This is a genomic window from Halogranum roseipondis (genome assembly GCF_059695585.1).
Genome location: NZ_CM185235.1, coordinates 835,695 through 862,648, shown reverse-complemented (window position 1 = coordinate 862,648; position 26,954 = coordinate 835,695). Strand labels below are relative to the sequence as shown.

Here is a 26,954-nt window from a genome sequence, read left to right as displayed (position 1 = left end):
GATAACCCGAGGGGTCGACCGTGAGGGTATGTCGACAGAGGCCTCCACCGCCGAAGCGCCCGACGCCTACCAGACGCTCTTGGAGAAGATCCAGCGCATCTCGAACGTCCAGAACGCCGCCGGCGTCCTCTCGTGGGACCAGCAGGTGATGATGCCCGACGAGGGGACGCCCGCCCGCTCGAAACAGCTCTCGGCGCTCTCTGCGGTCTCGCACGACCTGCTCGTCGACGACGAGATCGGCGACCTGCTCGACGAACTCGAGGAGAGCGACCTCGACGACGAGCAGACCGCCGTCGTCCGCGAGATTCGTCGCGAGTACGAACGGGAGGTCCGCGTCCCCACCGACCTCGTCGAAGAGATCTCCGCCACTTCCTCGGAGGCGCTGCCGGCGTGGAAGGAGGCGAAAGCCGAGGACGACTTCTCGAAGTTCGCACCCACGCTGGAGAAGTTGGTCGACCTGAAACAGCAGTACGCCGAACATATCGACCCCGACCGCGATCCCTACGAGGTGCTGTTCGAGGACTTCGAGCCGTGTCTCCCGCTCTCGCAGGCCGAGGAGATCCTCGAGGAAGTCAAGGAGACGCTCGTCCCGATGATCGACGAGATCCGCGAGAGCGACGTCGACCTCGCCGTCGACGCCTTCGAGGGCACCTTCCCCGAGGACGAACAGGACGAACTCGTCCGCGACGCGCTGGACACGCTCGGCTACCCGTGGGAGCGCGGCCGCCTCGACGTCGCCCCGCACCCGTTCTCGACGGGGACGACGTTCGACGCCCGCGTGACGACTCGATTCGACGAGTCCGACCCGCTGGGCGCGCTGTTCTCGACGATCCACGAGTTCGGCCACGCCACCTACACGCTCGGCCTCCCGGACGAACACTACGGGACGCCGCTCGGCCAGTCGCGGGACCTCTCGGTCCACGAGTCGCAGTCGCGGCTCTGGGAGAACCACGTCGGTCGCTCGCGGGCCTTCTGGAAGCTGTTCCTGCCGACGTTCACCGACCACTTCCCGGAGACCGAGGGCGTGTCCGTCGAGGACGCCTACGAGGCGGCCAACCAGGTCTACGAGGACAACCTCATCCGCGTCGAGGCCGACGAGTTGACCTACCACCTCCACATCGTCATCCGCTTCGAGATCGAGCGCGAACTCGTCTCCGGCGACCTCGACGTCGAAGACGTCCCCGAGACGTGGAACGACAAGTACGAGCAGTATCTCGGCATCCGTCCTGAAACAGATACCGAGGGCTGTCTACAGGACATCCACTGGAGCTACGGCAACTTCGGCTACTTCCCGACCTACTCGCTCGGAAGCGTGATGGCCGCTCAGCTCTACGCCGCCGCCGAAGACGACATCAGTGACCTCGACGGCCAGATCAGCGAGGGCGACTTCGACGCGCTCCACGAGTGGCTGACCGAGAACGTCCACCGCCACGGCCAGCGCTACGAGACCAACGAGTTGGTGACGCAGGCGACCGGCGAGGAGTTCACGGCCGACTACTTCCTCGACTACGTCACCGAGAAGTACGGCGCGCTCTACGACCTCGAGTCGGCCTGACGCCGAGTCCGACTGTCAACCGAGATTGACCGGGCCGCAGGACCGTCGCCCGCCGACGTCCCAGATCTCCATCCGGTAGACGACCGGGACGACGTCCTCGACCGGTTCGTCGAACAGTCGGACCGGCGCGAACCACTCGTTGAGCGTCTCGTCGGCGACGTCGTCGACGGCGACGAGCGGGCCGCGGACGACGACGCTCCACGCCTCCTCGCTCGTCTCGCCGCCCGTGACGACGAAGCTCGCTCGGTCCGTCGCGTCGACGACGTCCGACTTCCCCCGACCCGGTCGCTCGCAGAGTCGGAGATACAGCCGTTCGCCGTCGTAGTGGTGCGCGACCGGAATGCCGAACGCGTCGTCGCCGTCCACCAACGAGAGCACGCCCATCTCTCGGGCGCGAAGGCGCTCTGCTAACTCTTCGTCTCCCATCCCCTCGGTGTACGTGTACTCGATGTGGCGCATGGCTCCTCCACAGTGTCTCGTAGGTCGTCGCCCCCTATTACGATAATGATTGTTAACACAGGACATACACGTAGAGAGCGTCTAAGGTGACTGTTCGGCCTGTCGAGCCACCACATTGAAATAGTGGTATGCCATACCATGACCTGTATGGCCTCAGCACCGAGCGACACCGACGAACTGTTCGACCAGTTCCTCACCGACCGTGGACACGAGCCGGAGCCCCAGCGATGGGAGCAGTCGTACAACAAGAAACAGTGTCCCGACTGTGGCGGCTTACACGACGACGCCGCGACAGAGTGCTCGGTCTGCGGCTGGTATCCCGACGCCTGAGCGCTCGTTCGGTCACGAACTTCTGCGAAGTTTCGGTAGAACTATAGGAAGCAGTTTTACACACTCTACCGGAGAAAGAAATGCCCGAATGCCAGAACTGCGGTTCCTTCGTCACTGTGGATTACGTCCGCGTCTTCGCTCCGGACGGGCTCGACAAACCTCGCGTCTGTCCGCACTGTGAGGATATGATCCGTGACGGCGGGTCGGTTCGAGAGGCCCGCTCGACCAGACGAACGTAGTCCGTCGCACTGCCCTCCAATCATCGGTTTCTTTCGGTCTCTCCGCTCCGCTGACACCGCCGAGCGCAAGCCACGCTTTTTATCACGTGGCAGGGCGTGAGCGTGGATAATGAGCGATTCGGACTCCCACATCACCCGGCTGTTCGGCGGTCCGGGGAGCGGGAAAACGACTGCGCTCCTCGACCGCGTCGAGGAGATCCTCGAACAGGACGACGTCGACTTCCGCGACATCCTCGTCGTCTCCTACACGCGTGCCGCGGCCGCCGAGGTCCGCGAACGACTCGCAGAGCGACTCGACGTCTCCCCTCGGGCGCTGCAGGGGAACGTCTGTACCATGCACGCGAAGGCCTACGAGCTGCTCAACCTCTCGCGCGGCGACGTCGTCGGCGAGAAGCACAAGAAGGAGTTCTGTGAGGACTTCGGCATCGAGTACGAAGACGAGTACGGCGGTGCCGGTCGTCGAACGGCCCGCTCGACCACGCTCGGCAACAAGATCATCGCGACGAGCCAGTGGCTCCAGCGCACCCGTCGCGACGTCGCCGACTGGTACGACGTCCCGTTCCAGTGGAACGTCGAGGAGGTCCGTCTCCCCCCGGAGATCGACCCCAACGCCCAGGAGGGCAACAAGTACACCCCGACGTGGCCGAGTTCGGACGACCGCCTCGACATCCCCGAGGCCATCCGCGGTTGGCGCGCCTACAAGGGCGAGAACGACCTCGTCGGCTTCGCCGACATGCTCGTCCGCGTGAAACAGCGCTCGCTGCTGCCGAACGTCGACTACCTCGTCATCGACGAGTTCCAGGACATCACCTCGCTGCAGTACGACGTCTACGAGGAGTGGAAACCGCACATGGAGGGCGTGCTCATCGCCGGCGACGACGACCAGGTCGTCTACGCGTGGCAGGGGGCCGACCCCAACCTCCTCTTGGACGCCGAACGTCAGGAGGACGTCGTCCTCCCGAACTCCTACCGACTGCCGTCGAACGTGCTCAACGTCGTCAACCGGGAGATCCGCCACATCGACAAACGTCAGGAGAAGGACCTCAAACCGCGCAAGGAGGGCGGCACCGTCGAGGGTGTCAACAGCCCCTCGATGTTAGATCTCGTCCGTAACGTCCGCTACACGGTCCAGCAGGACGAAGGGAGCATCATGGTGCTGTTCCGGGCGCGCTACCAGATGTTCCAGTTCATCGACGAGTACATCGGCGAGGGGATGCCGTTCAAGGTGCTCACCGACCAGCGGATGTGGACCGACCGCCTCACGCAGTACGTCCGCGCCGTCGAGCGGATGGAGCGCGGCGAGCACGTGACGGGACTGCAGGCCCGCCGACTCGCCGACATGCTGCAGGATTCGGCGTTCGGGTCGAACGAGCGCGACGACCTCTACGACCTCATCGACGACCGCGAGGAGGCCGCCGACGCCGACGACCTCGCGGAGATCGAAATCGCACCCGAGGACGTGAAGAACTTCGCGCCGTTCATGCCCGACGGCAACTCGGCGTCTGACATGGTGCGGAAGGTGACGAGTTTCCAGCGCAAGACGATCAAGGCGTACTTCGCGGGCGACTACGAGGGGATGGACCCCAGTCGCGTCCGCGTCGGTACCATCCACTCCGCGAAGGGTCGCGAGGCCGACCACGTGTTCGTGGCGACCGACCTCACCGAGAAGGTCGTCGAGCAGATGGCCGCCATCGTCGACGACGAGGACGTCACCGGCGTCGAGGAGTTCACCAAGACGACGAACCCCGTCCCCATCCTGACGGACAACGAACGACGCGTCTTCTACGTCGGTATGTCGCGTGCCCGCGAGCGCCTCGTCCTGCTCGAAAACCTCGTCGACGGCGCCCCGACGCTCCCCGTCAGCGTCCTCCTGCACAACGAGGTTCGCGACGAACCGCTGGAGGAGATGCTCGCCGAGGCGCAGGAACCGCTCGCCCCCGAACCGGAACCCTGAACTCGCCGTGAGCGCCGACGAACCGACCCCCGACTACGGCTTCCTCGCCGACGCGCTCGACGCGGCGGACGCCGACGCGTTCGTCCACGTCGGCGACGCCGACGCCGACCTGCGGTATCTCTCTCGTCTCTCCACGCTGACTGCCGAGTACGGGTTCGTCTACGCAGACGGCGAGGCGACGCTCTGCGCGCCGGTGGACGCAACCGCCGACGGCGTCGACGACGTCGCCGACTGGTGCGACGTCCGTCGCGACGCAACCGCCGACCCGGTCGGCACGCGCGTCGTCGACACGCTCGCCGACCGCGACGTGGCCGACGGCGCGACCGTCCTCGTCCCGCGACAGCTCCCGCACGACGCGGCGGTCTATCTCGAGTCGGCCGGCTACGACCTCGCGTCGACGCCGGCAGTCCGCGAGGCGCGAGCGGTGAAGTCCGAGCGGGAACTCGACCGACTGCGGACCGTCCAGCGGGCGGCGGTCAGGGGGATGGAGCGTGCGCGGTCGATTCTGGCTGCGGCGACTGCGGTCGACGGGACGCTCCACTGGCAGGACGCGCCGCTGTCGACCGAACGGCTCCGCCGACAGGTGAACGCGACGCTCGCGGGCGAGGGCGTCGTCGACGTCGCCCACACCCGGGTACGGGTCGGCACGGCGACCGGCCGGTCGGCGGTCGAACTGTCGGCGGGAACGCCGCTGGTCGTCTCGCTCGCACCGCGCGGTCCGCACGGCTACCACGGCACGCTCGTCCGGACGTTCGTCGTCGACAGCGACGGCGGGTGGGAACGACGGGCGCACGTCGGCGTCGAGTCGGCCCGCCGGGTCGCACTCGGCGAACTCGAACCGGGCGAGTCGCTGCGGTGGGTTCACTCCGAGGCCGTCGCCGAGGCGTCGTCGTTCGGACTGACGGCGACCGAGGGCGACCGGGTCTACGGCGTCGGGTTGAGGCGACGCGAGGGGCCGTCGCTCGACGACGAGGCGACGGCCGGCAACGTCGTCGCCGTCCGCCCGAGCGCGACGGACGAGGAGCGAGGGACGGTGGCGCTCGCGGATCTCGCGGTCGTCACTGAGGAGGGGAGTGAACTGCTCGTCGACTGCTCGACGTCGCTCGTTCCTTAATCCTGCTCGTCGTCGGGCGTCTTGACCGCCTTGCCGACGGCCTTGCCCGCGATCTTCTGGGGGACGTCCATCGGCGTCGTGAGTTTCTGCGGGAGCAGCACCATCAGCGCGGCGACGACGAGGAGCCCCCCGCCGAGGAGCGTCTGACCGTCGAGGAGTCGGTTCATCCCGAAGATTCCGACCGGGAGGGCGAAGACGAGCGAGGCGGCCAACCCGACCGTATCCATGAGTCCCATCGATGCTCGCATCGTCGGGGGTAGGCGGCTTCGGGATTTAACTCCCGCGAGTCGCCGAGCGAGGGAGGTCACCGGCCGGGCTCTTGGACGACACGCACGAACCACTAAGCCGTCCGGTGCTCTCTGAAGCGCATGGTCGTCTTCGGACTCCCCACGGGGACGGTTCTCGTCTTCGCGCTCGTCGTCGTCGTCGTCGCCCTCTTCGTCTCCGAGCGACTGCCGCCGGACGTCGTCGCCATCGGCGTCGTCGTCGCGCTCGTGGTCCTCGGGCCGTGGACCGGCGTCTCTCCGGAGGAAGGGTTGGCCGGCTTCTCGAACCCCGCGACGGTGACGATCATCGCGATGTTCATCCTCTCGCGAGGGATCCAGGAGACGGGCGTCGTCCGCCGGTTGGGCGTCGAGGTGGCGCGACTCACTCGCGGGAGCGAGAACCGCTTGTTGGCGGCGGTCGTCGGTCTCACCGGCCCCATCGCGGGCGTCGTCAACAACACGCCCGTGGTGGCGGTGTTCATCCCGATGGTGACGGAGTTGGCCGACGACGCCGGGATCTCCCCGTCGAAACTGCTCATCCCGCTGTCCTACGCGTCGATGCTCGGAGGGACGCTCACGCTCGTCGGGACCGCGACCAACCTCGTCGCCAGCGACCTCGTCGCCCAGCTCGGACGGGAGAACCCCGAGACCGGGCTCCACGCCTTCTCGATGTTCGAGTTCACTCATCTCGGTGCGCTGGTGCTCGTCGTCGGCGGGATCTACCTGCTCACGGTCGGCCGTGTGCTCATCCCGGCGCGCGTCCCGCCGGGCGACCGGACGTCCCGGTTCGAGGTCGAGCCGTACCTCGCGCGGGTGCTCGTGACGCAACGGTCGCCGCTGGTCGGCACCGCGGCCTCCGAGCTCATCGCCGACGCACACCGCGATCTCGACATCGACGTCCTCGACGTCGTCCGCGGCGACCAACACTTCATCGCTACCGAGACAGACCGGACGATCGAACCGCGGGACATCCTCACCGTCCGCGGCGACCCCGAGACGATCCAGCGGTTCTGTACGCTCGCCGACCTCCGACTTCTCCCGCGGGCGACGGTGACCGACGCGGAACTCGACAACCCCGAGCGGACGACGCTCGTCGAACTCGTCCTCCCGCGGTCGTCTTCGCTCGTCGGCGAGACGATCGGGAGCACTCGACTGCGGGAGCGGTACGACGCGACGGTGCTCGCCGTCCGCCGGACGGGCGGCGAACTGATCCGCGCGGGACTGGGGTCGGTCGAACTCGAGGCTGGCGACTCGCTGCTCCTGCAGACGACGGAGGAGACCGCCGACTACCTCGCCGAGACCGACGACTTCCTCGTCACCGGCGAACTCGTCGAGGAGATGCTCGAGCGGGAGCGGGAACGTGGGCTGAGTCCGACGACGGTGCCCGCGCTCGCCATTCTCGGCAGCGTCATCGCGCTGGCGGCGCTCGGCGTCGTCCCCATCGTCATCGCGGCGCTCGGCGGCATCGTGGCGATGGTCGTCACGGGCGTCCTGTCGCCGAACGAGGCCTACGACGCCGTCGACTGGAACGTCGTCTTCCTCCTGGCGGGGATCATCCCGCTCGGGCACGCCATGCAGGAGACCGGCGGTGCGGCGGTGATCGCGCAGGCCGTCGTGGGCGGTGCCGAAGGGCTCCCGGTGCCGCTCGTGCTCGCGCTGTTCTACCTGTTGACCGGCCTCCTCGCGAACGTCGTCACGCCCGTCGCGAGCGTGGTCCTCCTGATGCCCGTCGCCGTCGACACCGCGATACGGGTCGGTGCCGACGCCTTCGCGTTCGCCCTCGCCGTCACGTTCGCGGCGAGCACGGCGTTCATGACGCCGGTCGGCTACCAGACGAACCTGATGGTGTACAGTCCGGGCGGCTATCGGTTCACGGACTACGTACGGGTTGGTGCGCCGCTACAGCTGTTGCTCGCGGCCGTGACGACCCTCGGCATCTGGCTCTTCTGGGGGTTCGCGCCGCCGACGTAGGCGGGCGAGACGACCCCTGCCTCTCTCCCTAGTCGCTGACCACCCCGGTCGGAAGTTCCTCCTCGTCGACCGTCAGCCCCGTCGTAACGACGAGTCGGAGTCCGCGGCTCACCGACATGTCGACCTCGTACAGCTGGTCGGGGGCGACCATCACCAGCGCGCCGGCCGTCGGGTTCGGACTGTGCGGGAGGAAGACGGCGACGGTGTCCACGCCCGTCGCGGCGTCGAACGCCGACGGACTGTCGCTCGTGACGAAGCCGAGTCGGTAGACGCCCGCCCGGGGGTACTCGACGAGGACGACGCGCTCGAAGCGGTCGTCGCGCTTCGTCAGCGACTCCGAGACCTGCCGGACGCCGAAGTAGACCGTCCGGACGACGGGGACGAGACCGACGGCGCGCTCGAAACTCCCGAACAGTCGCTGGCCGAGGCTCCAGGAGGCGAGAAAGCCGAGGAGCGTGATGACGACCGCGATGAGTACCGCCGCGAGCAGTTGGGCGACGATCTCGATGTTGGCCGTGTAGTCGGTCAGTCGTGTCGCACCGACCACTGGGTCGAGTATCCCGGTGAGTCGGACGAAGACGAACTGGAGGACGAAGATAGTGACCGCCAGCGGCGTGACGAGTATCAGCCCGGCGACAAAACTGTTGCGAGCGCGCCCGAGGAGACTCATGCGCTCATCTGTGGCGGAGCGGTGCAAAAAACCGCGCGACTCGATTCCAGAACTGAGAGACACAACACTTTCGAGTGGACGACTGTAAGGGCGAGTTATGTTCACCGGTATCGTCGAGGAGACGGGCGCGGTCGTCGACGTCACCGACGCCGACGGCGGCCGTCGCCTCCGGATCCGCACGACGTTCGACGACCTCCACCACGGCCAGTCGGTCAGCGTGAGCGGCGTCTGTCTCACGGTCGAGGAGTACGGCGACGACTGGTTCGAGGTGTTCTTAGCATCTGAGACCGTCGAGAAGACCTACCTCGGCACCGTCGAGGTCGGCGACGCGGTCAACCTCGAGCGCGCGCTCCGTGCGGACGGTCGGTTCGACGGCCACATCGTCCAGGGCCACGTCGACACGACGGCCGCGGTCACGGCGGTCGAGCAGGTCGGCGAGGACTGGTTCTTCGAGTTCACGCTCCCCGAGGCGGTCGCACAGTACGTCGTCGACAAGGGGTCGGTGACGGTCGACGGTATCAGCCTCACGGTCGCCGAGAAGCGCGACGACCGGTTCGCCGTCGCCATCATCCCGACGACCTACGAACTGACCGCGCTCTCGACGAAGGCGGTGGGCGACCCGGTCCACCTGGAGGTCGACGTCGTCGCGAAGTACGTCGAGAGTATGCTCGAGGGGTATCGGTGACGGTCGGTCGACGCTGTCTCGCCGGTCGGACTCTCTTTTCTCGTCGCGCGCGCAGTCGGCCTCGCCGCGCGGTCGGCACCGTGAGAGAGAACACCGTTCCCGTCACGTGATTGTTCCGTCCGACGGGGAGTTCGCCGCCCGAGCGACACCCGCCGCTCGACCCGGCATGTCGGTTCACCACATGGCACATAATCCCAATAACCGCACGACGGCGACGGGGTGTCTCGGCCCGCGTATCGAAATGGTTTTAGGGGAATCATCCGAAAGAAGCCCCACGAAGCGCCTTAGCGCGTGAACTCAACCATGAGCGAAGACAAACCCCACCAGAACCTGGCCATCATCGGCCACGTCGACCACGGTAAGAGTACGCTCGTGGGCCGACTCCTGTTCGAGACAGGATCCGTCCCCGAGCACGTCATCGAGCAGCACCGCGAGGAAGCAGAAGAGAAGGGCAAGGGCGGCTTCGAGTTCGCCTACGTCATGGACAACCTCGCCGAAGAGCGCGAGCGTGGTGTCACCATCGACATCGCCCACCAGGAGTTCGACACCGACGAGTACTACTTCACCATCGTCGACTGCCCGGGCCACCGTGACTTCGTGAAGAACATGATCACGGGTGCCTCCCAGGCAGACAACGCCGTCCTCGTCGTCGCCGCAGACGACGGTGTCGCGCCGCAGACCCGCGAGCACGTGTTCCTGGCCCGCACGCTGGGTATCAACGAGCTCATCATCGGCGTGAACAAGATGGACGTCGTCGACTACAGCGAGGACAAGTACAAGGAGGTCAAGGAGCAGGTCCAGAACCTCCTCAAGCAGGTCCGTTTCAACGCGGACGACGCGACGTTCATCCCGATCTCCGCGTTCGAGGGTGACAACATCGCAGAGAAGTCGGACAACACCCCCTGGTACGACGGTCCGCACCTGGTCAAGGCGCTCAACGACCTCCCCGAGGTCGAGCCGCCGACGGACGCGCCGCTGCGTCTCCCCATCCAGGACGTCTACACCATCTCCGGTATCGGGACGGTGCCGGTCGGCCGCGTCGAGACCGGCATCCTCGAGACGGGCGCGAACGTCTCCTTCCAGCCGTCGGACGTCGGCGGCGAAGTGAAGACCGTCGAGATGCACCACGAGGAAGTGCCGCGCGCAGAGCCCGGTGACAACGTCGGGTTCAACGTCCGCGGCATCGGCAAGGACGACATCCGTCGCGGTGACGTCTGTGGTCCGGCCGACGACCCGCCGAAGGTCGCCGAGACGTTCAAGGCGCAGCTCGTCGTCATGCAGCACCCGTCGGTCATCACCGCGGGTTACACGCCGGTCTTCCACGCCCACACGGCGCAGGTCGCGTGTACCATCGAGGCGATCGACCAGAAGCTCGACCCCAAGTCGGGCGAGGTCGCCGAGGAGAACCCGGACTTCATCAAGTCCGGCGACGCTGCCGTCGTGACGGTCCGACCGCAGAAGCCGCTCAGCATCGAGCCGTCGGGTGAGATTCCGGAACTCGGTTCCTTCGCTGTCCGTGACATGGGTCAGACCATCGCGGCCGGGAAGGTCCTCGAAGTCAACGAGCGATAATGCAGCAGGCTCGCGTTCGGCTCGCCGGGACCAGCCCGGAGGACCTCGACGACATCTGCGACGACGTCCGCGAGATCGCGGACAAGACGGGCGTCGCCCTCAGCGGTCCGATTCCGCTGCCGACGAAGACGCTCGAGGTGCCCGCCCGGAAGTCCCCCGACGGCGAGGGGACCGCGACCTGGGAGCACTGGGAGATGCGCGTCCACAAGCGTCTCATCGACATCGACGCCGACGAACGCGCACTGCGCCAGCTCATGCGCATCCAGGTGCCCAACGACGTCAGCATCGAGATCGTTCTCGAAGACTGACGCACGGGACCGGCGCTAAGGCGTTTGCGCCGCCGCAGTTCCGCTCTCTCTTTCGGGAGAGAACGAGCAGAAACAGAAGACACTAAGTACGCACGCAGGCTTCGTCCTGATGCGGGCTCGTAGATCAGTGGCAGATCGCTTCCTTCGCAAGGAAGAGGCCCCGGGTTCAAATCCCGGCGAGTCCATAATTCTCTGTCGCTCACGACAGTGAGCGGCTGTGACATCTTCACTCGGCGACGTCGACGACCGCCGCGTCGCTCATCTCGACTAACTCCTCGGGCGACACCGCGAACACCGCCGTCGGCGTCCCTGCTGCGGCCCACACCGTCTCGAACCCCGTCAGCGTCTCGTCGAAGACGACCGGCAGCGACGTCGCGTGACAGACCGGCGGGACGCCGCCGATCGACCACCCCGTCGCCGCTTTCACCTCGTCGGCGTCGGCCATCCGCGCAGCGTCGGCCCCGACAGTAGCGGCCACCTTCTCCAGGTCGGCGCGGTTCGCCCCCGACGTGACCGAGACGACGACCTCGCCGTCGGCGACGAGGACGATACTGCTCGCGATCTGTGCGACCTGACAGCCGACGGCGTCGGCGGCGTCGGCGGCGGTCTTCGTCCCCTCGGGGAACTCCTCGACGACCGGGTCGAACCCGTAGCGGTCGCCGGCCTCCGCGACGAACCGCTCGGCGCTGGGATGCATGGTCGGTGTGACCGAGCGAGTCGAGAAAAAGCTACGCGTGGCTGCGAGTGCTGCGCTCACTCCTGTGCCGCCGCAGCGTCGACGACCCGCCCGAGGAACAGCACCGCGTCGGTCCGACGGTGACGAATCGCGAACAGGAACGGTCGGTCGACGGTCATCTCGAACGGCTTCGGCGGATTCACCTCCGCAGACGTTAGCTCCATCGTCACCGCCGTCGCCGCGGCGGCCTCCGTCCCCTTCTCGTCGACACCGACGAACGATTTGTGGATCACGTCGCCGATAAACAGCTTCCCTGCCTCCGGATCAGCCATCCCGGAGAAGTCCGCGTCGTTCTGGTCGAACGCGACCGGCATCCCGAGATCCGAGAGCGTCTGCTTCAGACTCGTCGCCGACTCGAAGGTGAACTTCGGGAGTCGGAGCGTCCCCTCGCGCTCCTCGAGTTCCCCGAGCAGCGTCGACAGTCGCGCGGCGTCGAGGCGCTGCTCGAACTGTTCGAACCGGCCGTCACGCGGCACGACGACGACCATGCTCACCTCGCCGCCGACGTAAGGGAGTTCGACGAGTTGGTGACCGTCGACGGCCGCGTACTGGAAGTCCTCGGTCACCTCCATCGTCGGTACCTCCGCGGTCGACCCGTCGAGCGCAGTGAACTCCCGCGATGTCGTCTTCTCCTCGTCGAACTCGTGCTGCCAGTTCGCTTTGAAGTAGATCGCGTTGGTGAGCACGAGTCGTGTCAGGCCGTGAACCGACCCTTTCGGGAGGAGGTTCCGAATCCGGTCTTCGGTCCGGTCGGCGACCCACGAGTTGATCGTCTGGCGGGCCGCCTCGGCGTCTGACGCGAAGTCGACTGCGTGCAACCCGGCGCCGTAGTTCGCTTCCACCGTCGCGAGGTAGGCGTCGCGCCACGGATACCCCTCCTGTCCCCAGAGCGCGTTCGCCCCGGCCAGCGTGAAGGGACGCGGTTCGCTGCCGTCACTCTCGGCGTCGCCAGCGCCACCGCCCTCGGTGTCGCCGTCGGTCTCTCCGTTGACCTGCCCCCGGAGCGCGTGGAACGCCGGATGCAGTTGCCCGCGGGGGAGCGAGAACCGGAGCGTCTCTGCCATCTCCCGGCGCGTCTCGCCGCGCGCGCCGGCGTAGGTCATCGCCAGCGCGACCGAGACGCTGTACGGCGAGACGAAGCGGTTGGCGTTCGGGTCGGCCTCGGCGAGCGTGCCGTGCAGGTCGAGTGCGGAGTCGGTGGTGTCGGCGACGAGACGTTGGAGCACGTCGTCTCCGACGTCGTCCGGTGTGACGGGGCTCTCGTCGCTCTCGACTGTGTCGACCGCGACCGTGTCGTCTCCCTGGACGGGGCCGAGACAGCCGGCGAGTACGCCGCCGGTAGCGAGCGTTCCCGCCAAGGCGAGGAGGTCGCGTCGATTCGGGGACATACCGACAACTGCGCGAGGACGCGATAAACGCCTTCTGTAGAGTCAAAGAGTCCTTTGAGTGACGGTCGAGGACGCTCTCGACACTACCGGACATGCCAGCCGCGATACTCGGGGACACGACGCTGTGAGTCAGTCACCCCGGAGGCGACGGGACAGAGCGAGGAAGGAACGGGTCGACGGGGTTCAGTACTCGACGTCGCCGTCGATCTCGTCGTCGTCGACGACCTCGACGCCGCGGTTGTTGACGTCGTAGGGGTTGAGTCCGATCTCCTCCATGAACTGCTTGTAGAGTCGCTCGGCCGTCTCGGCGTCCTTCTGCTTGTCCGAGGCACGGTCACAGAGTTCGATGAGGTCCTCCGGGACGTCGTTCTCGTGGACGATCCAGTGGTTGATGAGGTCCGACAGCCGTCGGATGGGGGAGGTGAAGTGACCGTAGATGTCGAAGTTCAGCGCGTAGTGACCGCCGAAGGGGTCGTTCATGTACTTCGCACGCGGCATCACCTTCAACACGGCGCGTTGAACCTTGTTGAGGTTCCGGCCGTCGGCGCTCTCAAGCGCCTGGTTGACCGCCTTCCGGGGGTCGTCCCACGCGGCACCCGACATGTTGACGCCGTCGAGTTCGGCGATCTCCTTGAGGGCTTTGTCCCACTGGTCGGGCGTCGGCTGGGGGTGGACACGGTACATCGCCTCGACGCCGCGGTTCCACATCAGTTCGTGCGTGACGGCCTTGTTCGCCTTCAGCATGCACTCCTCGATGATGGTGTGAGCGCGGTCGCGACTCGGGTTGAGCACGAGCGAGCCGTCCTCTTTGCGCTGTTCGTGGAGCTGTTCGGCGAGGTCGTAGACGAGGACGTTCTCCTCGTGGAGCGGGAGGTCGGGGTCGTCGAGGCGGCGCTCACACTGCGTGTAGGTGAGTCGCTCGTCGGAGTGGATGACGGACTTGTAGATCTCGATGTTCTCGAACGAGAGCGTGTCCTTCTTGATCGCCATCTCCACCGTGTGCGCGAGGCGGTCCTCGTTGGGGACCAGCGAACAGACCGTCTCGGCGAGCGCCGGCGGGAGCATGTGGATGGTGTAGGCGGGGAGATAGACGGTGTTGCCGCGTTTGACCGCCTCGGCCCACATCTCCGAGCCGGGGTGGACGTAGTGGGTCACGTCGGCGATGTGGACCCACAGCCGGTAGTGTTCCTCCTCCTCTGCGATGCTGATGGCGTCGTCGAAGTCCTGGGCGTCGACGGGGTCGGTCGTCCACGTCGTCAGCTCGCGGAGGTCCTGTCGGTGGTCGAGTTCGTCTTGGATCTCCTGTTGGACGTCGCTGGTTCGCTCTTTGGCCTCCTCCAGCACCGCCGAGGGGAACTTGTCGCGGATCTCGAACTCCTCGAACAGCTCCTCGCGTTTGTTCGCCAGATGGCGGTCGATCTCCTCGGAGATGCGGACCGGCCCCTGTCCCTCCGCCGTCCCCGCGTGGGCCTGCTCGTCTCTGTCCGTCGTTTCGTCTGACATAGTTTCGACAAAGGTAGAGAGGTAGTTATGCGTGTCGGGGTGCGGTCAGGGGGCGAAGGCGAAAAACGGGCCGCCGAGCAACAACAGCAACCCGACGCCGACGAACAGGCCGCCGAACAGGAGCGGGAGGAACGACCCTCCGAGGAGACGCACGGTGGCCGACCACGGGTCCGTGTCGACGACGACGAACGGCGACCCGCCGTCGACGACGGCGTTCACTCGTCCGACCTCGCCGCGGGCGGGACGGGGCGTCCCGAGCACGGTGACCTCGTCGTCCACCTCGAGACGGTACTCGACGTACTTCCGGTCGCGCCCCGTCGAGAGGCGGATCGGACCGACGTCGAACCCGGTCGCCTCGGAGTCGACGCGGTCGTTGGTCTCGACGAACGACCGGATGCGCTCCGGCGGCCGCCGACCGCCGGCGACGCGGGTCGACTCGTCGACGCCGAGAGAGAACTGTGCGTCGGCCGGGTCGACGCGGACGCTCGCGGTGTCGTCCGCGAGGACGAACGGGACGCCCGCCCACCCTTCGTCGATGGTCTTCCACGTCCGTCGAGTGGTGTTCGTGTTCGCGTCGTGGCTGGTCCGCTCCTCTCTCACCTCGTAGCCGACGACGACCGCCGGCCGTCCGGAGAACGGTCCCACGAGCGGGTCGTGGTCCGAGACGCCTTCGACCGTTCCGACGAGCGTCAGCTGTCGACCGGTCTCCTCCATCAACTCGCGGACGGGAACGCGACCGGTGCGGAGGAGGCGGACGGCGAGGAGCGCGGACTCGGTCGACCGGAAGACGACGTAGCCGCCGACGGCGACGAAGGCGACGGCGACGAGCGTCCGAACCGTGAGGAGAGTGCCGAACTGCATGGCTCGAGATGGGAGGCGGCGGAGAAAACGGCTGCGTGACTACCGTTCGCGCTCCTCTCGGCTCTCGGGACCGTATCGGGCCTCGACTTCGGCGAGGTAGCGTCGGAGGAACTCCTCCTGGGAGAGGCCGTGCTCCTCGATGTCGCCGAGGAGCGCCTCGAGTTCGTTCCGAGGTTGATGACAGAGCCCGCGGTAGCACGCCTTACAGAGGTGTTCGAACTCCTTGCCGTGTCGTTCCCAGCGGTTGCCCTCCTTGTCGTACTCGCGGGCGTCCGCGCGGCTGAGTGAACTCCCACAGGCGATGCAGACCACCGTCTTCCCGTCCCGGTTGCTCCGGGAGCGCCACATGGGACTGACATTGCACTTCGGTCACTTAGCGTTTATCACATTGTCAATAGTTAGCACGTAGCGTGGCGGGTGGCGTCTCCGGACCGACACCGACACGGAACGGGCGATTTATTCACCGTGCGGCGTATCGTGGGTGTATGAAGGTCAAATCCCGCCACCACCTGCGCAGCGACGACGTCGCCGAGATCGAAGACACGATGGCCGAGAGCCTCGGCGTCGACCTCGACGGCGACAGCTACGAACTGGTCGAACTGGCCGACTCGGAGTTCGACGTCGTGCTCGTCGACGGCGAACCGCTCGTCCTCTACGTCGACGACGAACCGTTCCTCACGGTCCGCGGTGCGAACGAGCATCCGCCGTCGAAAGGCGTCGTCACGGTCGACGCCGGCGCCATCTCCTTCGTCAGCAACGGGGCGGACGTGATGCGTCCCGGCATCGTCGAGGCCGACGCCGACGTCGCCGAGGGGGACCTCGTCGTCATCCAGGAGGAGACCCACGGGAAGGTGCTCGCCGTCGGACGCGCGCTCGTCGCAGGCGACGAGATGGTCGGTGACTCGGGGAAGGTCGTCGAGTCGGTCCACCACGTCGGCGACGAACTGTACGAGTTCAGCGTCTGAGCCGGCCGCCCGCCTCGTCGCCGGCGACGATCCGACGTTCACTCGTCGCCGGTGGCGTACTTCTCTAGCGCCAGCTCGTAGCCGCGTCTCGCCTCGTGGAACGTCTCACGGAGCTCGCGCATCGGCGTCTCCGTCGCGTCGACACGGAGGTCGTTGTAGTACGGTTCGAACTCCTGGTCCTCGGTCGACGCGACGACCAGCGCCGCGCTCTGGACGGGAAGGTCCTCGCGTCTGTCCCCGCCCTCGGCGTCGCCCGCGGCCAGCGCGTCGATCAGTCGCTTCGCGAGCGGTTCCTCGCGGTCGCTCCCCTCGTAGGCGGCGGCGGTCGCCTCGACGACCGCCTCGCCAGCGAGCAGGTTGCCCGCGACGGTGACGTTCTCGCCCTCGTAGTGGCCGTACCAGTCGCGGCACTCGTCGCCGGAGAAGGCGAACGTCGACCCACGGCCGACGCCGTGGAGCTGGCGCTTCTCCCGCCCGTCGTCGGCGTTCAGCAGTGCCTGCAGCGCGTCGTCGACGGCGAGTCCGTCGGCGAGGTAGTCGAGTCCTCTGCGTCCCAGTTCGACGTTGGTGTAGCTCTGCGTGGCGACGGCTCCGTCCTCGCTCGCGAACGGACAGAGCGCTCCCACGCCGGGCAGTCGGGTGGTGACGCCGACCCCGAACCGGAACTGGTCGGCGCCGTCGTCGTCGACGTACTCCTCGCGGACACAGATACTGAAGGTCACAGTCGGCAGTCGGCTTCCGGTCGCAAAAAGCTCTCTATGTGGTCTCTCACGTCCGCTACCTGCCGGTCTGTCCCACCGCCGTGTCAGCCCGTCGTCTGACGTAAGAACTAATGGGGCGAGAGTGAGATGTACATCGCATGGGCATCATGGATAAACTCCTCACTGGTGGCGAGAACCACACCACTGAGGACTACGTCGAACTGGATCTCGACGACTTCGACACCGCCCGCGGCGAGGCGGGGACGACGGTCCACATCGCCGAGATCAGCGGCCAGCAGGACGTCGTCGCCATCAAGGACGCCGTCTACGACGGCGACTTCGTCATCGCCGACATCACGCGCCTCCGGACGCAGGACCGGACGGTCGAACACATCATCGACGAACTGCAGCAGGTCGCCCACGAGGTCGACGGCGACATCGTCCAGAAGGGCGACGACCAACTCATCGTCACCCCGACGGGGATCTCGATCTCCCGACAGAAACTGAGCTGAGACGACGTCTCTCCCCGCCGCTCTCGCGAGCAGCCGACCCCTCGCTTCCCGTTCGTTCCCTCTCCCTTCCCCTTGTCACGGCGTGACAGTGTCGTTCGCGACCTTCGGGAACCGACGAGTTTTCAGGCGTCCTCCCCTTACGAGAGTTCCAGATGAGCAAAGACTACATCGAGGTCCGAGGGGCCGAGGAGCACAACCTCAAGGACCTCGACGTCGCCATCCCACGAGAGCAGTTCACCGTCGTCACCGGCCTGTCCGGGTCGGGGAAGTCGTCGCTCGCCTTCGAGACGATCTACGCCGAGGGCCAGCGTCGCTACATCGAGTCGTTGAGTGCCTACGCACGGAACTTCCTCGGACAGATGGACAAACCGCAGGTCGAGTCGGTCGAGGGGCTCTCCCCCGCCATCTCCATCGACCAGAAGAACGCCGCCAACAACCCCCGCTCGACGGTCGGGACCGTCACCGAACTCCACGACTACCTCCGTCTTCTTTACGCGCGCGTGGGGACGCCGCACTGTCCGGAGTGTGGCCGCGAAGTCGGCGAGCAGAGCGCCCAGCAGATGGTCCGGCGCATCTTCAACCTCCCCGAGGGGACGAAGGCGAAGATCGCCGCGCCCGTCGTCCGCGACCAGAAGGGGGCGTTCGAGGACCTGTTCGACGACCTCGTCGCCGACGGCTACGCCCGCGTCGAGGTCGACGGCGAGCAGTACGACCTGACGACAGACCGGCCGGAGTTAGACGAGAACTACGACCACACGGTCGACGTCGTCGTCGACCGCATCAAGGTCGCCGAGGAGGCGCGCTCGCGCATCACCGACAGCGTCGAGACGGCGCTCGAGCGGGCCGACGGCGTGCTGAAGCTGATCGTCCCGGACCCGAGCGAGGAGGCCGAGACCGCCCTCGGCGGGTCGACGGCCCGCGCGACGGGCGACCTCGCAGGAGAGGGCGACGGTCGACTGGTCGTCGAGTTCTCCGAGGAACTCGCCTGTACGCACTGTGGCATCGACTTCTCGGAGATCGAGACGCGGTCGTTCTCGTTTAACTCGCCACACGGGGCCTGTCCGGCGTGTGAGGGGATCGGCAACACGAAGGAGATCGACGAGGCGCTCGTCGTCCAAGACCCCAGCAAGCCGCTGAAAGACGTCTTCGAGCCGTGGAGCTACAAACGCTCGTACTACCGCACCCGGATCAAGTCCGTGGCGAAACATTTCGGCGTGAGCGTCCAGACCCACTGGGAGAACCTCGACGACGACGTCCAGCGACAGTTCCTCTACGGCACCGACGAGGAGGTCGTCTTCGAGCGGTCGACGAAGAACGGCACCCGCCGCAAGGAGAAGCGCTTCGAGGGGGTCATCCCGAACCTCGAACGCCGCCACGTCGAGACCGAGTCGAAGAGCACGCGCGAGCACATCGAGGATTACATGGCCGTGACGACGTGTCCGGCCTGTGACGGCACGCGTCTCAAACCGCAGTCCCGGTCGGTGCTCGTCGACGGCACCGCCATCACCGAGGTCAACCGCCTGAGCATCGGCGACGCGCTCGCCCACTTCGAGGGGATGGAGGCGGACCTCACCGACCGCCAGCGCACCATCGCCGAGGAGATCTTGAAGGAGATCCGCGCCCGACTCGGCTTCATGACGGAGGTCGGCCTCGAGTATCTCACGCTGGACCGCGAGGCGGCGACGCTCTCGGGCGGCGAGTCCCAGCGCATCCGACTCGCCACGCAGGTCGGGTCGGGGCTCGTCGGCGTGCTCTACGTGCTCGACGAGCCCTCGATCGGGCTCCACCAGCGGGACAACGACCGTCTGCTGAACACGCTCGAAGGGCTGCGTGACCTCGGCAACACGCTCATCGTCGTCGAACACGACGAGGAGACGATGCGCCGGGCGGACAACATCATCGACATGGGTCCCGGCCCGGGGAAACGCGGCGGCGAAATCGTCGTCCAGGGCGACTTCGACGACGTCTGTGCGGCGGAGGACTCGATCACCGGGGACTACCTCTCGGGACGACGGGAGATTCCGGTCCCCGAGGAACGCCGAGAGTCGGAGGGCGAACTCGTCGTCAAGGGCGCACGCCAGCACAACCTCAAGGACCTCGACGTCCCCATCCCGGTCGGCCAGTTCACGGCCGTCACCGGCGTCTCGGGGTCGGGGAAGTCGACGCTGATGCACGACATCCTCTACAAGGGGCTCGCCCGGCAGATGAACGACAACACGAGCGTCGACCCCGGCGAACACGACGCTATCGAGGGGCTCGACGGGATCGAGACGGTGCGACTCATCGACCAGTCGCCGATCGGCCGGACGCCCCGGTCGAACCCCGCCACCTACACCGGCGTCTTCGACTACATCCGCGAGCTGTTCGCCGAGACGAAGTTGGCCAAACAGCGCGGCTACGAGAAGGGTCGCTTCTCGTTCAACGTCAAAGGCGGCCGCTGTGAGGAGTGTGGCGGACAGGGGACCGTCAAGATCGAGATGAACTTCCTTTCGGACGTCTACGTCCCGTGTGAGGAGTGTGGCGGCGCGCGCTACAACGACGAGACGCTCGACGTCACCTACAAGGGTGCGACCATCGCCGACGTCCTCGACATGGAGGTCGACGAGGCACACGAGTTCTTCGAGGCGAACTCTCAGATCCGTCGTCGCCTCGAACTGCTGAAAGACGTCGGTCTCGGCTACATGTCGCTCGGACAGCCCTCGACGACGCTGTCGGGCGGCGAGGCTCAGCGCGTCAAACTCGCCGAAGAGTTGGGGAAGAAACAGACCGGCGAGACGCTCTACCTGCTGGACGAACCGACGACGGGTCTCCACAAGGAAGACGAGCGCAAACTCATCGACGTGCTCCAGCGACTGACCGACAACGGCAACACCATCGTCGTCGTCGAGCACGAACTCGACCTCGTGAAGAACGCGGACAACGTCGTCGACCTCGGCCCCGAAGGCGGCGAGAACGGTGGCGAGGTCGTCGCCACCGGCACGCCGGAGGAGGTCGCCCGCACCGAGGAGAGTTACACCGGACAGTATCTGCGCGACCTGCTCCCCGACGTCGACGCGGAGGGGCCGCGTGCGGACAAGCGGCAGCCTGCCAAGCCGATCAGCGACGACGACTGAAACGACCCCCTCGACGGAGCCTTTTCCCGCTTCCTGCACCTACCGTACCCCATGGTAACGCTCTACGTGGCGACGAGAGACGCCCTCCTCGTCGTCGACGGCGGTCCCGGCGACTGGCAGCCCTCGACGCGACTCGCCGAGCACGAACCCGAGTGTCTCGCGGTCCACCCCGCCCGACCGGACCGACTCTTCTGCGGCACGTTCGACGCCGGCGTGCTCCGGAGCGACGACGGCGGCGACAGTTGGCGCCGGGTCGGCGAGAGCGTCGTCGACAGCGACGCGGTCACGGCGCTGGCGACGAACCCCGACGACTCCGAGGAGGTGTGGGTCGGAACGGAACCGAGCGCCGTCTACCACTCGACCGACGGCGGCGACAGCTGGACCGAGAAGACCGGGCTGACCGACCTCCCCTCCGCCTCGGGTTGGTCGTTCCCGCCGCGGCCCGAGACGCACCACGTCAGGTGGATCGAGGTCGACCCCGTCGATCCGGCGCATCTCTACGTCGCCGTCGAGGCGGGGGCGCTCGTCCAGACACACGACCGCGGAGAGACGTGGGAGGACCGCGTCGACTCGTCGCGCATCGACACCCACAGCATGGCCACGCACCCCGACGCACCGGGTCGTGCGTGGGCCGCCGCGGGAGACGGGTACGCCGAGACCCGAGACGGCGGTGAGACGTGGCAGTATCCACAAGAGGGGTTAAGCCACCGTTACTGCTGGAGCGTCGCCGTCGACGACGCCGATCCCGAGACGGTGCTCGTCTCGTCGGCGTCGGGGGCGTACGCGGCGCACACGCCCTCGCGGGCGGAGACGTACGTCTATCGGAAACAGCGAGACCGAGAGCAGTGGGAGCGGCTCGACGGCCGCGGACTGCCGACGGGCGACGGCGTGACGCGGGCGGTGCTCGCCGCGGGCGACGCGGGCGGCGAGTTCTACGCCGCGAACGACCGAGGGCTGTTCCACACCGCTGACGCGGGCGACTCGTGGCGACGACTCGCCGTCGAGTGGCCGGAGTCCTTCGAATCCGAGCCGATCCGCGGGTTCCTCGTCGTCGACTGAGCGGAACTATCGCCGTCGACGACGCTTGTGTTCTGCTAACGTACCACATCTAGAGAGATATTTTTCGACCAGATAATCGTTGTAAAATCTCACCGAACACTTACTTGTTAAAATGTAAGTCGACGTTACTCGAAAAACCAGTAGTTATGATATTCTTAGATTATCAATAACAAATACAGTCACGATGTTTTGACAGACCGTCGATGAAACACGACGAGTCGAACCACGGAGAGAATCCGACGAGACGAGGTGGCGAGCCGGAGGACGCCCGGCTTGGCGACGAGCTGACGACGTCGCGACGGTCGTTCCTCGCTGCGGGCGGTGCGCTCGCCGCCGGTGCGGGTCTTCCCACCAGCACCGACGGTTCCGGCGAGCTGCCGACCAACGAGGAATCGGTCCCCGAGGAGCCCGACGAGGGTGGGAAGGTCAGACACTTCGACGTCCACGCGATCGACGTCGACATCGTCTACAACCGCTACGGCCTCCACCAGCCGATCGGCGTGATGTACGCCCTGGAGGACGACCTGGACGAGATCAACGAACTCTCGGGGAAGGTCCCCTGCGGCCACAACAGCGTCTTCGAAGACGAGGACGCGGAGGTGTTCTGCGAGGACATCCCGGAGGAGAAGCGCGCCGACGGCGACACGCGGCTCATCCAGCCGCTCACCCTGCGGGCGAACAAGGGCGACCTCATCGAGATCGAGTTCCACAACGACCTCGACCGCTGTGCCTCGATGCACCAGACGGGACTCCCGTACGACGTTCAGGAGAGCGACGGGATGGAGGTCGGCGAGAACCCGAGCACCATCGTCCCGCCCGGCGAGAGCCGCACCTATCGGTGGTACGCCAGCGAGTACGGCGGTCACTTCTTCCTCGACGGGGCGAACCAGTCGTACTTCAGCAGCGAGGAGGACTCGCCGCAGGAGACGAACCTGTTCGCCCGCGGACTGTTCGGTACCGTCGTCGTCCACCCGCAGGGGACGACGTGGACCGACCCCTACACGGGCGAGGAAGTACAGGGTCGGGTACAGGCCGACATCCACCACCCCGAGAGTCTCTCGCAGGAGGCCAAGGACTTCGGTCTCGTCCCCGGACTGAGCTACCGCCAGTTCCTCGTCCACTACCACACCCCGGAGGGGATCGAGACGGCCGACGGCGAAGACCTCACCCTTCCCGGCAGCGACGAACTGCAGACCTCCCACGCCATCAACTACCGGTCCGACCCCACGGGGAACCGTTTCGCGGAGGCCGAGCTCGGAACCCTCAGCGAGGACGCCGCGCCGTTCTACAGTTCGTGGTCTCACGGCGACCCCGGCGGCGGCGACAACGTCTACCCGATGTACGTCGGCGACCCGGTGATGGCAATCCCGGTCGGGGCCTCCGTCGAGGAGAACCACGTCCACCACCTCCACGGCCACCGTTGGAAGGAGGTGCCCGGACGGGAGACCTCCGACACCATCGACTCACAGACCCTCGGTAACGGTGCGGTGTACGAGAGTCCCTACAACGTCGCGTTCGGTACGCCCGAAGCGGGCATCACTGACTTCACCTCCATCCGTCCGGACATGTCGTTCGACGATGCGTTCGAGGTCGGCGCGGGTGGCGCCCACGGCTCCGTCGGCGACGTGCTGTTCCACTGCCACCTCTTCCCGCACTACGGCGAGGGGATGTGGGGGATCATGCGCGTCCTCGACAAGGAACGCGACTGTCTGCAGAAGCTCCCCTGCAACGACCCGCCGCTCCCGAAGGAGAGCGACATCCCGGGCTTCCCCGAGTTCATCCCCGGCGAGTTCGACGAGACGCCGCCGTACCCGCCCTACGGTGCCGCCGGACTCGACGAGTTCCGCGACCCGGAACCCGAGGAGGAGCGGGCGCTCACCCGGAAGGGCGAGATCAAACCCGGCGCGCCGTACTCCGACCCCTGTGAACCGGAGCTCGACGAGTACGAACCGGCGTTCGAGGGCGAAAAACGCGAGTACACCATCGTCGCCCTGCCGGCGGACATCGTCTACAACGACGCCGGCGACCACGACCCCAACGGCATCGTCTACGTGCTCGAGGAGCACGCCGACCTGGTGCGCGAGGGGAAGATGAACCCCGAACCGCTGGTCATCCGCGCGAACGTCGGCGACTGTATCGACATCACGTTCAAGAACGAGGTGACCGACGAGAACGTCGCCGCGCTGCCCGGCGACCGGTTCCCCGAGAACCCGGAGGGACAGGACGGCGGCGCGGAGAGCGTCCCCATCGAGGCGGGCGGCAAGTCCACGCACATCCACTTCGTCTCCTACGACCTGCTCGGGTCCGACTCGCTCGGAACCGGCTTCAACTACCGACAGGGGACGGAAGCCGGTGCCACGGGCCACTACCGCTGGTACGCCGACGAGGAGGGGACCATCTTCTTCCACGACCACATCACCGGCATCGACGACGTGATGCACGGGTCGTTCGCGTCGCTCGTGGTCGAACCGCCGAACTCGCGGTGGCTCGACCCCTACAGTGGCGACCCCATCCGGAGCGGGACCCAGGCGATCATCCAGCAGGACGACGGCCCCGACTACCGCGAGTTCTGTGTCGCCTACCAGGACTTCGCGCAACTGGTCGACCGGGACGGCGAACTCGTCAACCCGCAGGTGGAACACGGCGAGAACGCGGGGGTGATGGCGCTCAACTACCGCAACGCGCCGTACTACCACCGCGACGACGCCGACCCGGCGTACGTCCACTCCTCGTACGTCCACGGTGACCCCTCGACACCGGTGTTCGAGGCGTACGAGGGCGACCCGGTCCGGTTCCGCCTCTGGCAGGCCGCCTACGAGGAGCAGCACAACTTCTCCATCCACGGCCGGCAGTTCCCCACCGTCGGCGTCGACCCGCAGGACGCCACCACGCAGATCATCGGAACCTCGGAGGCGTACACGATGGACCTCGAACCCGAAGAGGAGTTCGAGGACCTCGAGGACATCTTCGAGAACCTCGAGGAGAACCCGGCGGGGCTCCCGATCAGAGACTACATGTACGGCTCGACGGTCGTCGACGACCTCTGGGACGGGATGTGGGGGCTGTTCCGCGAGATCGGCGCGGAGGTCGACCACATCGAACCGCTGCCGGACCGCGGTGCGCCGGACGGCTCCATCTCCAAGCGGGAGCTTCGGAAGATGGGTCACCCCGCAGCGCACTCTGACTTCGACTGGAGCGAGTGCGGTCAGCTCGCCCGACTCCTCTACTGTGAGGGCGACTCCAAGGACTTCCCGCCGGACAAGGACGCTCGGCAGAACAGCGCCATCGACGGCAACCCGCCGCCGAAGGCGCCGATCCCCGGCGACCCGTGTCCCGAGGACGCGACGGTCCAGGAGTTCAAGGTCTCGGCGTTCGACACCGAGATCGAGTACAACGAGTACGGCGACTACGACCCGTACGGCATCGCTTACGCTCTCACTTCGGACGTCGATGCCATCAAGCGCGGCGACCTGCCGTTGACGCCGCTGACGCTGTGGTCGAGAGAGAACGAGTGCATCGAGGTCACGCTGACCAACGACATCGACTTCGACGCCATCGACGAGGACCACCCGCACCCCGAGATGCAGGGGCCGGACCAGGACTGGGAGCGCTCGAAGCGCATCTCGCTGCACCCCAAGCGCGTCCAGATGGACGTGCTCGCGTCCGACGGGACGACCGCAGGCTTCAACTGGGACCAGACGATCGGGCCCGGTGAGAGCATCACCTACCGCTGGTACGCCAACGGCGAGATCGGTTCGGCCGTCCTCCACGACCACGCGGACGTCAGGAGCAACCGTCACCACGGCGCCTACGGTCGACTCGTCATCGGCGAGGAGGGCGTCGAGTATCTCGACGCCACCACGGGCGAACCCGCACCACAGGGTCGCAACGACTCGGTCATCGCGAAGGTACCGAACGGCGACGACTACCGCAGTTACGCGCTCGCGTTCGCCGACGGACAGTACATCGTCAACAGAAAGGACAGAGACGACTGCGTCGTCCCGCCGGGCGACGACGAGGAGTTCGATCCGGACGCGCCGTGTAACCAGCTCGGCGACGCCGAGGACCACGGGTTCGCGGCCGTCAACTACCGTTCGGAACCGTTCTCCCGTCGGTTCGAGGAGGACGACGACCCGTGGGACGTCTACGATTCGGGCGCTCACGGCGACCCGGTGACGCCGATCCTGCGGGCGATGCTCGGCGACCCGATCCGTCTCGACGTCCACAAGACGGCCGACAAGGCCGACGGACTCGTGTTCCACCTCGCGGCCCACCAGTGGAACCGACTCCGGAACATCGAGCAGTCCAAGAACATCGGCGTCGACGACCAGACCAGCGTCACCAAGAGCGACATCGTCGAACCGAAAGGTGGGGCCGGCGGACTCGCTGGGAGCACCGGCGACTTCATCTACCAGGAGATGAGACAGCGACTCAAACTCGAGGCTGGCGAGTGGGGGTTCCTCCGCGTCGGCGACAAACAGCGCGACTTCGAGAAACCCGTCCAGCCGCTGCCGGACCGCACTGCGACGCCCATCGACCGCCGTCCCGGGTGGAACGTCACCCGCGGCGACCTGACCGGCGACGGGACGATCGACGTCCTCATCGGCGTCCCGTGGAGCGCCCAGGAAGCCACCGAGGCGGGTGCAGCCTATCTGTTCACCGGCCCGGTCGACACCAGCCAGATCACCGATCTGACCGGCGCTGACGCCCGGTTCGTCGGGACGAAGGCGTGCGAGCGGGCGGGTCAGTCGGTCGAGATCCGCGACGCCAGCGAGGGGAGCGGCTCCTGTCTCGTCGTCGACTCGGAGTGCGCACGGTACGAGGTGCCGTGGTCGGCCATCGCCGAGGGCGAACATCTCCGCGTCCGGAGCGTCCACCTCACCGACGAGTTCGACACGAGCAGCCACTGAACGAACGGCACCACGGTCTCTTCTTTCGAGTCGTACGCGAGACGTCGTCCCGGCCCGTACCCAGGCAGACCGTACCCGACAGA

23 protein-coding genes and 1 tRNA gene are annotated in these 26,954 nt (G+C 66.6%); 15 read left to right on the top strand and 9 right to left on the bottom strand.

Annotated elements, in window-relative coordinates:
* Window positions 1-28: 28 nt before the first annotated feature.
* Window positions 29-1,555 (top strand): carboxypeptidase M32, encoded by a 1,527-nt coding sequence (locus EOHIBHHM_RS04605; protein ID WP_497255066.1) that lies wholly within the window; start codon window positions 29-31, stop codon window positions 1,553-1,555.
* Window positions 1,556-1,570: 15 nt separating this feature from the next.
* Here EOHIBHHM_RS04605 and EOHIBHHM_RS04600 read toward each other — a convergent pair whose 3' ends face one another.
* Window positions 1,571-2,014 carry a pyridoxamine 5'-phosphate oxidase family protein gene (locus EOHIBHHM_RS04600; protein ID WP_497255064.1) on the bottom strand — a complete coding sequence of 148 codons (444 nt, stop codon included), beginning with the start codon at window positions 2,012-2,014 and terminating at the stop codon, window positions 1,571-1,573.
* Between the two features lie 147 nt (window positions 2,015-2,161).
* Between EOHIBHHM_RS04600 and EOHIBHHM_RS04595 the strand changes: the two genes are divergently transcribed.
* From EOHIBHHM_RS04595 to EOHIBHHM_RS04580, 4 genes are all read left to right on the top strand, one after another.
* The gene (locus tag EOHIBHHM_RS04595; protein WP_497255062.1) at window positions 2,162-2,344 is read left to right on the top strand and encodes an HVO_0416 family zinc finger protein; all 183 of its coding nucleotides are present in this window, start codon (window positions 2,162-2,164) and stop codon (window positions 2,342-2,344) included.
* A gap of 80 nt (window positions 2,345-2,424) precedes the next feature.
* Window positions 2,425-2,583, top strand: a complete 159-nt coding sequence (locus EOHIBHHM_RS04590; RefSeq protein ID WP_497255060.1) for a DUF7563 family protein — start codon at window positions 2,425-2,427, stop codon at window positions 2,581-2,583.
* Window positions 2,584-2,692: 109 nt separating this feature from the next.
* Entirely contained in the window at window positions 2,693-4,537 is a 1,845-nt protein-coding gene (locus EOHIBHHM_RS04585; protein WP_497255058.1) for a UvrD-helicase domain-containing protein, read from the top strand.
* A gap of 7 nt (window positions 4,538-4,544) precedes the next feature.
* A complete protein-coding gene (locus EOHIBHHM_RS04580) occupies window positions 4,545-5,651 on the top strand; it encodes a M24 family metallopeptidase (protein WP_497255056.1) in 1,107 nt (368 codons plus the stop codon).
* Here the strand turns inward: EOHIBHHM_RS04580 and EOHIBHHM_RS04575 are convergent.
* Entirely contained in the window at window positions 5,648-5,899 is a 252-nt protein-coding gene (locus tag EOHIBHHM_RS04575; protein WP_497255054.1) for a DUF7533 family protein, read from the bottom strand. The two genes, EOHIBHHM_RS04580 and EOHIBHHM_RS04575, sit on opposite strands and share 4 nt — an antisense overlap.
* Before the next feature lie 120 nt (window positions 5,900-6,019).
* On the opposite strand from EOHIBHHM_RS04575, the gene EOHIBHHM_RS04570 reads away from it, so the two are divergent.
* A complete protein-coding gene (locus EOHIBHHM_RS04570) occupies window positions 6,020-7,888 on the top strand; it encodes an SLC13 family permease (RefSeq protein WP_497255052.1) in 1,869 nt (622 codons plus the stop codon).
* Window positions 7,889-7,916: 28 nt separating this feature from the next.
* Here the strand turns inward: EOHIBHHM_RS04570 and EOHIBHHM_RS04565 are convergent, their stop codons facing one another.
* Entirely contained in the window at window positions 7,917-8,558 is a 642-nt protein-coding gene (locus tag EOHIBHHM_RS04565; RefSeq protein WP_497255050.1) for a DUF502 domain-containing protein, read from the bottom strand.
* Window positions 8,559-8,655: 97 nt separating this feature from the next.
* On the opposite strand from EOHIBHHM_RS04565, the gene EOHIBHHM_RS04560 reads away from it, so the two are divergent.
* The 4 genes from EOHIBHHM_RS04560 to EOHIBHHM_RS04545 all read left to right on the top strand — a co-directional run bounded on the left by EOHIBHHM_RS04560 (window position 8,656) and on the right by EOHIBHHM_RS04545 (window position 11,308).
* Window positions 8,656-9,243 carry a riboflavin synthase gene (locus EOHIBHHM_RS04560; protein ID WP_497255048.1) on the top strand — a complete coding sequence of 196 codons (588 nt, stop codon included), beginning with the start codon at window positions 8,656-8,658 and terminating at the stop codon, window positions 9,241-9,243.
* A 303-nt stretch (window positions 9,244-9,546) separates the two neighbouring features.
* A complete protein-coding gene (tuf, locus tag EOHIBHHM_RS04555) occupies window positions 9,547-10,815 on the top strand; it encodes a translation elongation factor EF-1 subunit alpha (protein WP_497255046.1) in 1,269 nt (422 codons plus the stop codon).
* Window positions 10,812-11,123 carry a 30S ribosomal protein S10 gene (gene rpsJ / locus EOHIBHHM_RS04550; protein ID WP_394327959.1) on the top strand — a complete coding sequence of 104 codons (312 nt, stop codon included), beginning with the start codon at window positions 10,812-10,814 and terminating at the stop codon, window positions 11,121-11,123. The genes tuf and rpsJ overlap by 4 nt, the downstream gene beginning before the upstream one ends.
* A gap of 113 nt (window positions 11,124-11,236) precedes the next feature.
* Window positions 11,237-11,308: transfer RNA gene (locus EOHIBHHM_RS04545), tRNA-Ala, on the top strand.
* A gap of 41 nt (window positions 11,309-11,349) precedes the next feature.
* On the opposite strand, the gene EOHIBHHM_RS04540 is transcribed toward EOHIBHHM_RS04545, so the two are convergent.
* The 5 genes from EOHIBHHM_RS04540 to EOHIBHHM_RS04520 form a co-directional block, all read right to left on the bottom strand.
* Window positions 11,350-11,820 carry a YbaK/EbsC family protein gene (locus EOHIBHHM_RS04540; RefSeq protein ID WP_497255045.1) on the bottom strand — a complete coding sequence of 157 codons (471 nt, stop codon included), beginning with the start codon at window positions 11,818-11,820 and terminating at the stop codon, window positions 11,350-11,352.
* A 56-nt stretch (window positions 11,821-11,876) separates the two neighbouring features.
* Complete coding sequence (locus EOHIBHHM_RS04535; RefSeq protein WP_497255043.1) at window positions 11,877-13,247, bottom strand: serpin family protein; 1,371 nt, start codon at window positions 13,245-13,247, stop codon at window positions 11,877-11,879.
* A 183-nt stretch (window positions 13,248-13,430) separates the two neighbouring features.
* Window positions 13,431-14,750, bottom strand: coding sequence for an RNB domain-containing ribonuclease (locus EOHIBHHM_RS04530; protein WP_497255041.1), 1,320 nt, complete (start codon window positions 14,748-14,750; stop codon window positions 13,431-13,433).
* Between the two features lie 45 nt (window positions 14,751-14,795).
* The gene (locus EOHIBHHM_RS04525; RefSeq protein WP_497255039.1) at window positions 14,796-15,611 is read right to left on the bottom strand and encodes a GIDE domain-containing protein; all 816 of its coding nucleotides are present in this window, start codon (window positions 15,609-15,611) and stop codon (window positions 14,796-14,798) included.
* A gap of 39 nt (window positions 15,612-15,650) precedes the next feature.
* Window positions 15,651-15,959 (bottom strand): DUF7562 family protein, encoded by a 309-nt coding sequence (locus EOHIBHHM_RS04520; RefSeq protein ID WP_497255037.1) that lies wholly within the window; start codon window positions 15,957-15,959, stop codon window positions 15,651-15,653.
* A 137-nt stretch (window positions 15,960-16,096) separates the two neighbouring features.
* Here EOHIBHHM_RS04520 and EOHIBHHM_RS04515 point away from each other — a divergent pair, with 137 nt between their 5' ends.
* Window positions 16,097-16,576 (top strand): RNA-binding protein, encoded by a 480-nt coding sequence (locus tag EOHIBHHM_RS04515; protein ID WP_497255036.1) that lies wholly within the window; start codon window positions 16,097-16,099, stop codon window positions 16,574-16,576.
* Window positions 16,577-16,614: 38 nt separating this feature from the next.
* On the opposite strand, the gene EOHIBHHM_RS04510 is transcribed toward EOHIBHHM_RS04515, so the two are convergent.
* The gene (locus EOHIBHHM_RS04510) at window positions 16,615-17,298 is read right to left on the bottom strand and encodes a DUF1028 domain-containing protein (protein WP_497255033.1); all 684 of its coding nucleotides are present in this window, start codon (window positions 17,296-17,298) and stop codon (window positions 16,615-16,617) included.
* A 137-nt stretch (window positions 17,299-17,435) separates the two neighbouring features.
* On the opposite strand from EOHIBHHM_RS04510, the gene EOHIBHHM_RS04505 reads away from it, so the two are divergent.
* The 4 genes from EOHIBHHM_RS04505 (at window position 17,436) to EOHIBHHM_RS04490 (ending at window position 26,871) form a co-directional block, all read left to right on the top strand.
* Window positions 17,436-17,789: a cell division protein SepF gene (locus tag EOHIBHHM_RS04505; protein WP_497255031.1), complete on the top strand. Its 354-nt coding sequence runs from the start codon at window positions 17,436-17,438 to the stop codon at window positions 17,787-17,789.
* 152 nt (window positions 17,790-17,941) lie between these two features.
* Entirely contained in the window at window positions 17,942-20,902 is a 2,961-nt protein-coding gene (gene uvrA / locus EOHIBHHM_RS04500) for an excinuclease ABC subunit UvrA (RefSeq protein ID WP_497255030.1), read from the top strand.
* 51 nt (window positions 20,903-20,953) lie between these two features.
* Window positions 20,954-21,961 (top strand): WD40/YVTN/BNR-like repeat-containing protein, encoded by a 1,008-nt coding sequence (locus EOHIBHHM_RS04495; protein WP_497255028.1) that lies wholly within the window; start codon window positions 20,954-20,956, stop codon window positions 21,959-21,961.
* A gap of 203 nt (window positions 21,962-22,164) precedes the next feature.
* Complete coding sequence (locus EOHIBHHM_RS04490) at window positions 22,165-26,871, top strand: multicopper oxidase domain-containing protein (RefSeq protein ID WP_497255026.1); 4,707 nt, start codon at window positions 22,165-22,167, stop codon at window positions 26,869-26,871.
* Window positions 26,872-26,954 lie beyond the last annotated feature (83 nt).

Coding starts and splice junctions, on each gene's coding strand:
- EOHIBHHM_RS04605 (WP_497255066.1), top strand. CDS start 29: ATGTCGACAGAGGCCTCCACCGCCGAAGCGCCCGACGCCTACCAGACG.
- EOHIBHHM_RS04600 (WP_497255064.1), bottom strand. CDS start 2,014: ATGCGCCACATCGAGTACACGTACACCGAGGGGATGGGAGACGAAGAG.
- EOHIBHHM_RS04595 (WP_497255062.1), top strand. CDS start 2,162: ATGGCCTCAGCACCGAGCGACACCGACGAACTGTTCGACCAGTTCCTC.
- EOHIBHHM_RS04590 (WP_497255060.1), top strand. CDS start 2,425: ATGCCCGAATGCCAGAACTGCGGTTCCTTCGTCACTGTGGATTACGTC.
- EOHIBHHM_RS04585 (WP_497255058.1), top strand. CDS start 2,693: ATGAGCGATTCGGACTCCCACATCACCCGGCTGTTCGGCGGTCCGGGG.
- EOHIBHHM_RS04575 (WP_497255054.1), bottom strand. CDS start 5,899: ATGCGAGCATCGATGGGACTCATGGATACGGTCGGGTTGGCCGCCTCG.
- EOHIBHHM_RS04570 (WP_497255052.1), top strand. CDS start 6,020: ATGGTCGTCTTCGGACTCCCCACGGGGACGGTTCTCGTCTTCGCGCTC.
- EOHIBHHM_RS04565 (WP_497255050.1), bottom strand. CDS start 8,558: ATGAGTCTCCTCGGGCGCGCTCGCAACAGTTTTGTCGCCGGGCTGATA.
- EOHIBHHM_RS04560 (WP_497255048.1), top strand. CDS start 8,656: ATGTTCACCGGTATCGTCGAGGAGACGGGCGCGGTCGTCGACGTCACC.
- tuf (WP_497255046.1), top strand. CDS start 9,547: ATGAGCGAAGACAAACCCCACCAGAACCTGGCCATCATCGGCCACGTC.
- EOHIBHHM_RS04540 (WP_497255045.1), bottom strand. CDS start 11,820: ATGCATCCCAGCGCCGAGCGGTTCGTCGCGGAGGCCGGCGACCGCTAC.
- EOHIBHHM_RS04535 (WP_497255043.1), bottom strand. CDS start 13,247: ATGTCCCCGAATCGACGCGACCTCCTCGCCTTGGCGGGAACGCTCGCT.
- EOHIBHHM_RS04530 (WP_497255041.1), bottom strand. CDS start 14,750: ATGTCAGACGAAACGACGGACAGAGACGAGCAGGCCCACGCGGGGACG.
- EOHIBHHM_RS04525 (WP_497255039.1), bottom strand. CDS start 15,611: ATGCAGTTCGGCACTCTCCTCACGGTTCGGACGCTCGTCGCCGTCGCC.
- EOHIBHHM_RS04520 (WP_497255037.1), bottom strand. CDS start 15,959: ATGTGGCGCTCCCGGAGCAACCGGGACGGGAAGACGGTGGTCTGCATC.
- EOHIBHHM_RS04515 (WP_497255036.1), top strand. CDS start 16,097: ATGAAGGTCAAATCCCGCCACCACCTGCGCAGCGACGACGTCGCCGAG.
- EOHIBHHM_RS04505 (WP_497255031.1), top strand. CDS start 17,436: ATGGGCATCATGGATAAACTCCTCACTGGTGGCGAGAACCACACCACT.
- uvrA (WP_497255030.1), top strand. CDS start 17,942: ATGAGCAAAGACTACATCGAGGTCCGAGGGGCCGAGGAGCACAACCTC.
- EOHIBHHM_RS04495 (WP_497255028.1), top strand. CDS start 20,954: ATGGTAACGCTCTACGTGGCGACGAGAGACGCCCTCCTCGTCGTCGAC.
- EOHIBHHM_RS04490 (WP_497255026.1), top strand. CDS start 22,165: ATGAAACACGACGAGTCGAACCACGGAGAGAATCCGACGAGACGAGGT.